Origin of the sequence: Virgibacillus litoralis (genome assembly GCF_017873675.1) — a bacterium.
In the GTDB taxonomy this organism is placed as follows: domain Bacteria; phylum Bacillota; class Bacilli; order Bacillales; family Amphibacillaceae; genus Lentibacillus; species Lentibacillus litoralis.
In genome coordinates this window covers 121,441-131,885 of record NZ_JAGGKK010000012.1, presented here as the reverse complement: position 1 = coordinate 131,885, position 10,445 = coordinate 121,441, and the positions used below count along the sequence as shown (strand labels likewise).

Below are 10,445 nucleotides of genomic sequence, written 5' to 3'. Positions count from 1 at the left end.
AATAGTTCCTGATTCAGAGCACCCTGATACAGAAATAACGATAGCCAAAACTATTATAGGAAACAGCAATTTTTTTAAGCTAATTTTTATCCCCTTCTCTAATGCTTATTCCACTAAACTGCTGCGTTAGTTTAAGTGCATTTCTTCACAAACTAATTATTTTCTTAAATTTACTTTAACATAATTTTCTATTTAACTTGTATTTAAAATAAAGTTCACATGAAAATCACAACCTATTCACACCATCTTCAATATTTATTTCAGTCCGTGAGAAAAGCTATGTGATTTAGGGTGCGATTGTAATATTGAACCCTAGAAAACTTGATATATCAGTAAAATAAAACACGTGAATTCAAATGCGAATTCACGTGAGAAATAGTATGTGTTTATGTCTGCGTGCACCTCATAATGGAACCCGTTAGCCAAATAGGCACCCTTTTTCTATTCTTCTAACGTCGATGTATCTCCTGTCGGCAATCCCAACTCCCATGACTTCAGAAGGCGACGCATAATTTTACCACTGCGCGTTTTAGGAATGGTATCCTTCACTTCTAACTCACGAGGTGCAGCATGTGCACTTAAGCCGGTCTTGATAAATTGGCGTATTTCTTCAAGTAATTCTGGTGAATCGTTATAGCCATCATTCAACGTAATAAACGCTTTAATAATTTCGCCACGCTCTGGATCTGGTTTCCCAATTACGCCAGCCTCAGCAACAGCAGGGTGTTCTATTAGTTTACTTTCAACTTCAAATGGTCCAACACGCTCACCAGATGTGTTAATAACATCATCCAAGCGTCCCTGGAACCAGAAATAGCCATCTTCATCTTTATATGCACTATCTCCAGATACGTACCAGCCATTAACAAAATAACTTTCAAACTTTTCTGGTCGATTCCATATTTTACGCATCATAGCCGGCCATCCTTTTTTAATAGCCAGGTTACCCATTTGGTTTGGTGGCAGCTCATTTCCTTCGTTATCAACAATTGATGCTTCAACACCTGGAATCGGTTTACCCATTGAACCAGGGCGAATTTCCTCTGTTGGAATGTTAACAATCAACTGTGCACCTGTTTCCGTCATCCACCAAGTATCATGAATTCGTAAATCAAAGGCTTTCATTCCCCAGGTAATAACTTCTGGATTTAATGGTTCACCAACACTCATAATATGACGCAATGATGACAAGTCGTGTTTCTTTACAGCATCTTCACCAGCACTGACAAGTTTACGTAATGCGGTCGGTGCTGTATACCAAATGGTTACGTTAAATTTCTCCAACGTTCCGTACCAATTTTCGGGTGAAAAACGCCCGCCACGAACAACATTCGTAACACCTTTTAGCCATGGGGCAAAAATACCATAACTTGTACCTGTAACCCAACCTGGATCAGCTGTACACCAATATACATCATCCTCATTCAAATCAAGAACCCACTCAGCGGTTGCATAGTGCTGAACCATCGCATTGTGAACATGGTAAACACCTTTAGGCTTGCCGGTAGATCCAGATGTATAATGGATTAGCATTCCATCCTCTAAATCAACCCACTCCATATCAAAATCAGTGGATGCTTCTTTCATTTCCTTTTGAAAATCAATATATTTATCAGACGACTCATTATGGTCACCAACCAATACAATTTTCTCAAGATTAGGCAGATCCTCTTGTGGAACACGTCCAAGTAAATCTGGTGTCGTGATTAGCATTTTTGCTTCACTGTCCTGCAAGCGATCGCGCACGGCTTGCTCCATAAATGCTTCAAATAACGGACCAGCAATTGCTCCTGTTTTTAATATCCCAAAAAATGCTGCGTAAAATTCAGGACTTCTTGGAAGGAATAGAAATACACGATCCCCTTTTTCAACATCATATTTTTTTAATACATTTGCAAACTGGTTACTTTTCTTACTTAGCTCATCAAAAGTCAATTTCTCCTCACGATCAGGTGAAGAGTAAAGTAAAGCAGTCTTATCTTTTTTATCTGGATCTTCTGCATGACGATCAATCGCCTCATAAGCAATATTAACTTTTCCAGTTTCATTCCAGCTAAAATTCTTTTTTACATCTCCCCATGAAAATGTTATGCGTGTTTTGTCATAGTCTTGTAGGTTGTAATTACCGTCTTGAGCAGGTATACGCTGCATGTCCATATTATCACCTCGTCATAAAATTTTGAAATCGTTTTCAAATCCCTATACTAGGATTACGATTAAATCACAGTAAATATGCAATCATATAAATTGTTTAAACATTTCGGTAACTTATTTCTATTTTAGAACATTCTGTGACAATTTAAAAGTATTTTACTTAAAATAATAAAACGCAAGCATAGATAAGGTGGTGAGAAACCTTTCCATGATTGCGTTAATCATAATACTTCAGCAGGAACCTATTATTTTATTTAAATTTATTTCCTTCCGTATAATTTTTATGCATCCATTGAAATATCCTAGTAATTAAATATCGCAATAAAAATAACACGATGTAAATTAAAAATAATTAACCCATTTATACATCTCAAATAGTTCAAGGTTTGCTAGCAATGGTTTGAAGCCAAAACCAAAAACGAGGGAAGTTAGGAACACTATGGTAGATACCCTGCCTTTAACCAAGTTGTAGTTAGTAGAAAAGTAATATGAAAATACCTCACTAACTCGATTTAGCGGACACAGGAGACGCTATTTCGATATAATAGTGACTTTCTCGAAGTTACCCGGACACAGAAGTACTTATTTCACATATATCATGATTATTTGACTGCATTTGTGTAAATAAGGTCCCCGGTGTCCGCAAACACCACCATTTTCGTTAATTTCTGCCGAATAAGGGCTCTAGTGTCCGCATAACCTCAAATTTTCCATATGAAAATTCATTCGTTGGTTTCTTAACAAAAAAACTCCTCCCGAACTCACAAAGAGCAGAAAGAGGTTTGCTTCTCACACTATTAAGTTAAACCGTATGATTGCCGCATAACTTATCGAAAAGAATCAACGCTATAAATACGATGCCCCCGGCAGGATTCGAACCTGCGGCACATGGTTTAGGAAACCAATGCTCTATCCCCTGAGCTACGGGGGCAAATAATAATTAATAACTGTTTATATTAACCACGATGGTTAAATAGCAACAAAATTTGTTTAGAAAACTTGGCTTATCGCCAAGCCTTAATGGCGAAAGCTTTAGTTGCACTTATGCAGTAAGAAAGGATTTATACTTTCTTATCTGCCAAAAAAGCCTAATTAAAAAACCAACACTAACAATAATACAATACAGAGAACAGATTGAAAAGCATGAATACTTTTCACACATGGAACTGAGCTTTTTATTATGCTAAAATAAGAAATATATGTCGAATATTGTTATGTTGATTGGAGGGAAAGTTATGGCAGAGGTTCCGTTCATTGCAATAGAGGGGCCAATTGGAATTGGAAAGACATCACTTGCAAAAAAACTTTCTGTCCATTTTGATTTTCATTTATTAAAAGAAATCGTTGAAGAAAATCCGTTTCTCGGTAAATTTTATGATGATATTGATGAGTGGAGCTTTCAAACGGAAATGTTTTTTCTATGCAATCGTTTCAAGCAATTGGAAGATATCGAAAAAAAATACTTAAATCAAAATAAGGCAGTTATTGCCGATTATCATATATCCAAGAACATGATTTTTGCCAAACGAACGTTGCAGCCAGATAAATTTGAAAAATATGAACAGATTTATCACATTTTAACGAAGGATATGCCTGTTCCGAATATGATGATTTATTTACACGCAAGTCTAGATACAATTTTAAAACGAATTCGCTTGCGTGGGAGAGATATTGAACAGAATATCAAACCTTCATACCTTGCACAGCTAGCACAGGACTATGAGGACTATATGAACGAATTCGAGGTGCTTCATCCGGAAATTCCCGTCATTCGGATAAACGGTGATGAGACTGATTTTGTTAAGCAGCAGGATGATTTAAATATGATTATCAGACAGGTGGAAAACCAGCTGGATAACCATAAAGTTACTTCCAAACGATAAAGGGGATCAAAGAAATGAATTTACGAGATAAATACCAAATACCGCATGATAGCATCATTACAATTGCCGGTACGGTTGGAGTGGGAAAATCTACAATGACTAAGGCTTTAGCGAATGCCTTAAAATTTAAAACTTCCCTAGAAAAAGTTGAAACAAACCCATACTTAGGAAAGTTTTATGATGATTTTGAACGCTGGAGCTTCCATCTGCAAATATACTTTTTAGCTGAGCGTTTTAAGGAGCAAAAGAAGATATTTGAATATGGCGGTGGCTTTATCCAAGATCGTTCCATTTATGAAGATACTGGTATTTTTGCGAAAATGCATTACGATAATGGAACGATGTCAAAGACTGATTATGAAACATACACAAATCTTTTTGAAGCAATGGTTATGACCCCATATTTCCCTCATCCTGACCTTTTGATTTATCTGGAAGGAACTTTTGATGAAGTAGTTGAGCGAATTCAGTCACGAGGTCGAGAGATGGAGAAAAATACACCAATTTCCTATTGGGAAGAAATGTATAATCGCTATGAAAACTGGATTAATAACTTTAATTCTTGCCCAATATTACGAATAAACATTTCAGACTACGACTTAATCAAACAAGAAGGGTCGATTGAACCGATTCTGGAAAAGATTGGCCACTTTATTCAACAATCACGGAAATGGAAAACAAGAGAACTTATAAAATAATAATTTAAATTCAGGTGTTCCAGAAATGGGGCACCTTTTTGTTTGGTTTAGTATTTTTTGTTGAACAGTGATATGAATCACCGATTTTATAAGGTAATTTATATATAGTAGAGGATGGATAGTATTAAATAGAAAGGATGAACGAAATGGCTAACATCCGTATGGAAAATGAAAAAGACTTAGTTGTTGAGGCTGATTTATCCGATCTGCAAACATTTGTCGATGAAGCTGTGAGCAACTTTGACGTTTACAGGGACGAGATTGCAGTTATTTATGAAAAGATGCCCAGATTTGATTACAAATACTTTTGCTTTTATGCCTATTCAACATATCGTTTGCTAGAGGCGGCATGTGAGTTTGATACAAGTGAAGTAGGACATATCCGTGTAGTTGCACCTGATGAGTTTTTCTTTGCATTTTATGGAATGATTGCAACACTGCACACACAAGGATTAACAGAAGAGAGAAAGGAACTTGGCGCATAAGCCAAGTTCCTTCCAATTATATCTTATCCCCTAATTCAATTGAGCGTTCACGTGCGCTTTTCACACATTCTATAACAGCCTCCTGGAAGTCATTAAAAGCTAACGCTTCAAGACCTGATTGAGTTGTTCCTCCTGGGCTTGTTATATTTTCCCTTAATTCTCCTGCTGTCTGTCCAGAATGTTTAAGCATTTCACCAGCACCAACAACTGTTTGCGTTATTAAGTCCTTAGCAACTTCATTATCCAGTCCGGCATCGACTGCTGCCTTTTCCATTGCTTCTACAAAATAATAAATATATGCAGGGCCGCTTCCGGAAATTCCTGTGACTGTATGCATATCCGCTTCGTTTACAACTGTAACTGTGCCAATCGTATTAAATAGTTCAATAACTGCATTGATATGTTGTTCGGTTGCGTGTTTTCCTTTTGAGACCGCAGTTGCTGATGCTCCAATTGCTACCGATGTATTAGGCATTGCCCGTATAACCGGTACTTCCCTGCCAAATAAATTTGAAATATCGTCCGACGAAACACCAGCTACAACAGATACAATTAATTGATTGGGCTGAATATATTCCTTAATTGACTCAATAGCTGCTTCCATATCATGAGGCTTCATCGATAACATAACTATATCAGCATCAGTAATTACCTCTTGTTTATCTTTAATCACCTGTATTTGATAGTTTTCCTGGAGATTATCCAAACGTTCCTGATTATTTCTATTCGTTACAAAGATTTGTTCCTTCGTTAAAAAGTCTTTGTTCAGAATACCTGCAATAATTGATTCTGCCATTGATCCAGCGCCCATAAAAGAAACTTTCTTCAGCATTTCTTCTTACCTCCTATTTAGTTAAAAAACGGTTCTATCATAAGGATGAAATGATTTCATTTTCACATATCTCATTATTAAGAATTACTGTATTTAATAATATGTACTATATTTAAAACATTACCACATAAATAAAACCGCTACACTAGTAACGGTTCATGTTATTATCTCTAAATTTATTAGCTTTTTAAATTAAATGGAGGAGGTAGAGGGATTCGAACCCCCGCGCGGTTTGACCCGCCTGTTGGTTTTCAAGACCAATCCCTTCAGCCAGACTTGGGTATACCTCCATGCGACAAAATATAATATATCATGCATGAAATACGTTGTCAAACGGAATATACATTTTTAATCTGTTATTAGAAAACTTGGCATTCAGCGTGCGTGCCTTTTGACGAATTGCCTTAGTTGCACTTATGCAGTAAGACAGTATTTATAATTTCTTAACTGCCTAAAAATAGCCATGGTAAATCCTGGATTTACCATGGCTCCTGGAGAACTTTGTAATATTAGACAAAATTAGCTTGAAAACATATTCATCCTTTTTCTCCTGCACTGGATAAATTGTTTAAACGATCAGCAAAAGCAAGTCTACCACTGATAGGTTCTGATTCGTCTGTTAAAATAACTTCTTTTAGTTCATAAGCATTTGAACCGTGTTCCGCAAAATCAAGGCCAGCAATTTCCTCTTCTTCAGAAACTCGAATAGAAGAGAAGCGTGTAACGATATACAAGAATGTCCCCATTGTTCCCATTGTCCATGCTATTACGGCAATAACTCCAATCAGTTGGATCATTAATTGAGAGATGCCTCCACCATAGAAGAGACCATTTGAAGTAGAGAATAATCCTACTGCAAGCGTCCCCCAAATACCACAAATTCCATGAACAGTAATTGCACCAACCGGATCATCAATTCTCAATTTAGTATCAAGTAAACGAATTCCTTCGACTAGAACAATACCCGAAACTAATCCTACTAGGATGGCTCCTCCAAGAGATATTTCAGCACAGCCAGCTGTAATCCCTACTAGTCCAGCCAATACGCCATTAAGTGATAAGGATGCATCTACCCTTTTAAAACGAATCTTCGTATAAAGAGCTGATGATACTAATGCCGCTGATGTTGATAAAAGAGTTGTACCAATTACCATCGGAACAAGCTGAGGGTCTGCAGCTAATGTACTGCCTCCATTAAACCCAAACCATCCTAACCATAGAATAAATATCCCAAGTGCTCCAATCGGAACGTTATGTCCTGGTATTACGTTAACCTTCTTGCCTGTATATTTTCCAAGTCTGGGTCCTAAGAATAAAACAGCTGTAAGTGCCCCTACAGCACCTGTTAAGTGAACAACAGTAGATCCGGCAAAATCACTAAATCCTAAAGCTGTTAGCCAGCCATCTCCTTGCCAAATCCAGTGCCCAACTATCGGATAAATCACCGCTGTCATTGCTACAACAATCAATACATAACTGCTTAGTTTCATTCGCTCAGCAACTGCACCAGAAATTATCGTGGCACAAGTGGCAACGAACATTGCCTGAAAGACGAAGAAACTGATATCTTCTACACCACTTAATAGAAATCCGTCAATTCCGATAATTGTTCCCAATGAGGTACCAAACATTAATGCGTACCCTAAAATATAAAACAGAATTGCAGCTACACTAATTGTTATAAAGTTTTTCATTAAAATATTCAAAGAATTTTTAGCCCTTGTGAACCCTGTCTCCACCATCGCAAATCCTGCATGCATAAAGAATACCAAAAACGCGGCTACCATTACCCAAACAAGATTAACGGATAATTGCAGAGTTTCCGAAGTCGGTGCAGCATAAGCTGTTGAAGCTATCGAAAGAAAAATAATAAATAAAAGTATACTTTTTTTGAACATGTATTAGCCCCCTAAATATTAAATAACTGCATTTTCTCCACGTTCGCCTGTTCGAATTCGAATTGTTTGTTCAATTGGTGAGATAAATATTTTGCCGTCACCAATGTCCCCTGTACTGCAACTTTCAATAATCAAATCAATAATTTCATCTACTTGATGTTCATCAGCTACTATTTCCACCTTAACTTTGGGTAATAACTGTACCTGGAAAGTAGTTCCGCGAAAAACTCCAGTTTGCCCCTTTTGTTTTCCAGTCCCAGCAGCCTCCGTTACCGTTAAACCTCCAAGTCCAATCGCAGATAGTTTATCACGCAGTGCTTGAAACTTTCCTGGGCGAATAATCGCTTCTATCTTTTTCATATGTCATCCTCCTTTTCTTATAATGTTAAGTTTCCTAACATAATAAGTTATGTTAATTATCATAAGTTATTGAAATTAAAAAATCAAGTGATTTTATATAATTATTTTGAAAATTTAAACGAAAGCGTTTACAAAAAATTACAGAACAAAAGTGCAAGCGCCTGTTCAGCGGCGTATGGACTGGACTGACCCGTGTGAGATAAAGGATACACGAAGAGCGTAAGCGATTCGATGTTGACTTATCGTAGACACGGGGAGGGAAGTCCACTAGGCGCTAGGCGCTGGAGCTGGACGTGGCTGATTCGGGAGTCCAGTTATCCACTACACTTATATTTTATAGTTTTCTGACAATAAAAAAGAACTTGGAACAGACGTCCAAGCTCTCGATAAATTATCTTCTTTTATTTAATAACTTCTTTTCCTCCCATATATGGACGCAGTACTTCTGGTACTGCAACAGAGCCATCTTCCTGTTGACAATTTTCTAAGATAGCAGCAACAGTACGGCCTAGTGCCAGGCCAGATCCGTTTAATGTATGAACAAATTCAGGTTTTCCTTTCTCTTCACGACGGAAACGAATTCCCGCACGTCTTGCCTGGAAGTCCTCAAAATTAGAGCAAGAAGAAATTTCCCGGTATGTGTCCTGACTTGGGATCCATACTTCTATATCATATTTCTTAGCAGCGGTAAAACCTAAATCACCTGTACACATGCTCATAACTCGGTATGGCAGATTTAACAATTGAAGCACTTTTTCCGCATTTCCTGTTAATGTCTCTAATGTCTCATAAGAATCTTCCGGTTTAGCAAAATGAACAAGTTCAACTTTATTGAACTGATGCTGTCGAATTAAACCACGCGTATCTCTTCCAGCAGATCCAGCCTCAGAACGGAAACATGCACTAAACGCTACATATTTTTTCGGTAAATCATCATTCTTTAAAATATCATCACGATAATAGTTTGTTACAGGAACTTCTGCTGTCGGCACAAGAAAATAGTCCCAATCAGCAATTTTAAAGGCATCCTCTTCAAACTTTGGAAGCTGACCTGTTCCGGTCATACTTGTTCGATTAACCATATACGGTGGCAGCATTTCTTCATAGCCATGTTCATCAGCATGCAAATCCATCATGAAATTTAACAATGCACGCTCAAGTCTTGCTCCAAGTCCTTTATAAAATACAAAGCGACTTCCGGTTACCTTTGCAGCACGTTCAAAATCAAGAATATCCAGGTCAGTTGCTACATCCCAATGGGCTTTTGCCTCAAAATCAAATGTTGGCTTTTCTCCCCATTTCCGTGCCTCTACATTATCCTCTTCATCTTCACCAATAGGGACACTTTCATGTGGAATGTTTGGAATAGATAACATCACATAATTTAATTTTTCCTCTATATCTTTTAATTCTTTATCAAGCTTGGAAATTTGCTCGCCAACCTCACGCATTTCTTTAATCGCAGGTTCTGCATCCTTCTTCTCCTTTTTCAAGACAGAAATCTGTTTAGACGCTTCATTACGCTTCGCCTTCATCGTTTCAGTTTCAGCAATTAACTTCCTGCGTCTTTCATCCAGCTCACCAAACTTATCCAGTTCTGACAAATCCTCACCACGATGGGCCAACTTTTCTTTCACTTCCTGAAAATTATTACGCAAAAATTTCATATCAAGCATGTTAAATCCTCCTTGTTATAATTATTGTCTAATACCAGACTGTTTTTTAAAATGCTTGTTGCTATTGTTATAAACTACGTCACAGACTAAGGATAACCGATTAGTAGTAGTTTATTGTGATTTCTGACCACGCAGTTGGAATATACTCGCTTTCCGTGGTGTCTCTTAGGCTCGCTGTCCCACAGGAGTCTCGCATATTCCAACTGCTGGTTTAAATGGTTTAAAAAATTTACTCTTTATCCATTACAATGTATATTTTGTTATTTTATCAAGTTATAATGAGCAAATCCTAGCGCAGGAATACACGTAGACTCCTGGGGGAGGAAAGGCCTAGATGAGACATCTGAGTGCGTTAGCACGAAGAAGGCTCAACAGCCGCCCTAAGGTGCGCGAAGTGTATTTCCGTAGCGGTGTTACTACACCCAACCACTAGTTCGCAGTTTATATCAACTACTTGCT

8 protein-coding genes and 2 tRNA genes are annotated in these 10,445 nt (G+C 37.5%); 3 read left to right on the top strand and 7 right to left on the bottom strand.

Annotation, left to right across the window (positions count from 1 at the left end; translation table 11 throughout):
* Positions 1 to 441: 441 nt before the first annotated feature.
* Positions 442 to 2,157 (bottom strand): acetate--CoA ligase, encoded by a 1,716-nt coding sequence (gene acsA, locus J2Z82_RS11750; protein ID WP_209480978.1) that lies wholly within the window; start codon positions 2,155 to 2,157, stop codon positions 442 to 444.
* Positions 2,158 to 3,012: 855 nt separating this feature from the next.
* Positions 3,013 to 3,085, bottom strand: a tRNA-Arg gene (locus J2Z82_RS11745).
* A 304-nt stretch (positions 3,086 to 3,389) separates the two neighbouring features.
* Here J2Z82_RS11745 and J2Z82_RS11740 point away from each other — a divergent pair.
* The 3 genes from J2Z82_RS11740 (at position 3,390) to J2Z82_RS11730 (ending at position 5,220) form a co-directional block, all read left to right on the top strand.
* A complete protein-coding gene (locus J2Z82_RS11740) occupies positions 3,390 to 4,037 on the top strand; it encodes a deoxynucleoside kinase (protein ID WP_092490985.1) in 648 nt (215 codons plus the stop codon).
* Between the two features lie 14 nt (positions 4,038 to 4,051).
* The gene (locus J2Z82_RS11735; RefSeq protein WP_209480977.1) at positions 4,052 to 4,735 is read left to right on the top strand and encodes a deoxynucleoside kinase; all 684 of its coding nucleotides are present in this window, start codon (positions 4,052 to 4,054) and stop codon (positions 4,733 to 4,735) included.
* Between the two features lie 146 nt (positions 4,736 to 4,881).
* A complete protein-coding gene (locus J2Z82_RS11730) occupies positions 4,882 to 5,220 on the top strand; it encodes a hypothetical protein (RefSeq protein WP_209480976.1) in 339 nt (112 codons plus the stop codon).
* Positions 5,221 to 5,236: 16 nt separating this feature from the next.
* Here the strand turns inward: J2Z82_RS11730 and proC are convergent, their stop codons facing one another.
* The 5 genes from proC to serS form a co-directional block, all read right to left on the bottom strand.
* Positions 5,237 to 6,052 carry a pyrroline-5-carboxylate reductase gene (gene proC, locus J2Z82_RS11725; protein ID WP_209480975.1) on the bottom strand — a complete coding sequence of 272 codons (816 nt, stop codon included), beginning with the start codon at positions 6,050 to 6,052 and terminating at the stop codon, positions 5,237 to 5,239.
* A gap of 197 nt (positions 6,053 to 6,249) precedes the next feature.
* Positions 6,250 to 6,342, bottom strand: a tRNA-Ser gene (locus J2Z82_RS11720).
* 246 nt (positions 6,343 to 6,588) lie between these two features.
* Entirely contained in the window at positions 6,589 to 7,950 is a 1,362-nt protein-coding gene (locus tag J2Z82_RS11715) for an ammonium transporter (RefSeq protein ID WP_209480974.1), read from the bottom strand.
* 18 nt (positions 7,951 to 7,968) lie between these two features.
* Positions 7,969 to 8,310, bottom strand: coding sequence for a P-II family nitrogen regulator (locus tag J2Z82_RS11710; RefSeq protein WP_209480973.1), 342 nt, complete (start codon positions 8,308 to 8,310; stop codon positions 7,969 to 7,971).
* Positions 8,311 to 8,711: 401 nt separating this feature from the next.
* On the bottom strand, positions 8,712 to 9,986 hold the full coding sequence (serS, locus tag J2Z82_RS11705; protein ID WP_209480972.1) for a serine--tRNA ligase: 1,275 nt from the start codon (positions 9,984 to 9,986) through the stop codon (positions 8,712 to 8,714).
* Positions 9,987 to 10,445 lie beyond the last annotated feature (459 nt).

Bases quoted from the DNA above. Each gene is read 5' to 3' on its own strand.
- serS (WP_209480972.1), bottom strand. From the start codon at position 9,986: ATGCTTGATATGAAATTTTTGCGTAATAATTTTCAGGAAGTGAAAGAA.
- J2Z82_RS11710 (WP_209480973.1), bottom strand. From the start codon at position 8,310: ATGAAAAAGATAGAAGCGATTATTCGCCCAGGAAAGTTTCAAGCACTG.
- J2Z82_RS11730 (WP_209480976.1), top strand. From the start codon at position 4,882: ATGGCTAACATCCGTATGGAAAATGAAAAAGACTTAGTTGTTGAGGCT.
- J2Z82_RS11735 (WP_209480977.1), top strand. From the start codon at position 4,052: ATGAATTTACGAGATAAATACCAAATACCGCATGATAGCATCATTACA.
- J2Z82_RS11715 (WP_209480974.1), bottom strand. From the start codon at position 7,950: ATGTTCAAAAAAAGTATACTTTTATTTATTATTTTTCTTTCGATAGCT.
- proC (WP_209480975.1), bottom strand. From the start codon at position 6,052: ATGCTGAAGAAAGTTTCTTTTATGGGCGCTGGATCAATGGCAGAATCA.
- J2Z82_RS11740 (WP_092490985.1), top strand. From the start codon at position 3,390: ATGGCAGAGGTTCCGTTCATTGCAATAGAGGGGCCAATTGGAATTGGA.
- acsA (WP_209480978.1), bottom strand. From the start codon at position 2,157: ATGGACATGCAGCGTATACCTGCTCAAGACGGTAATTACAACCTACAA.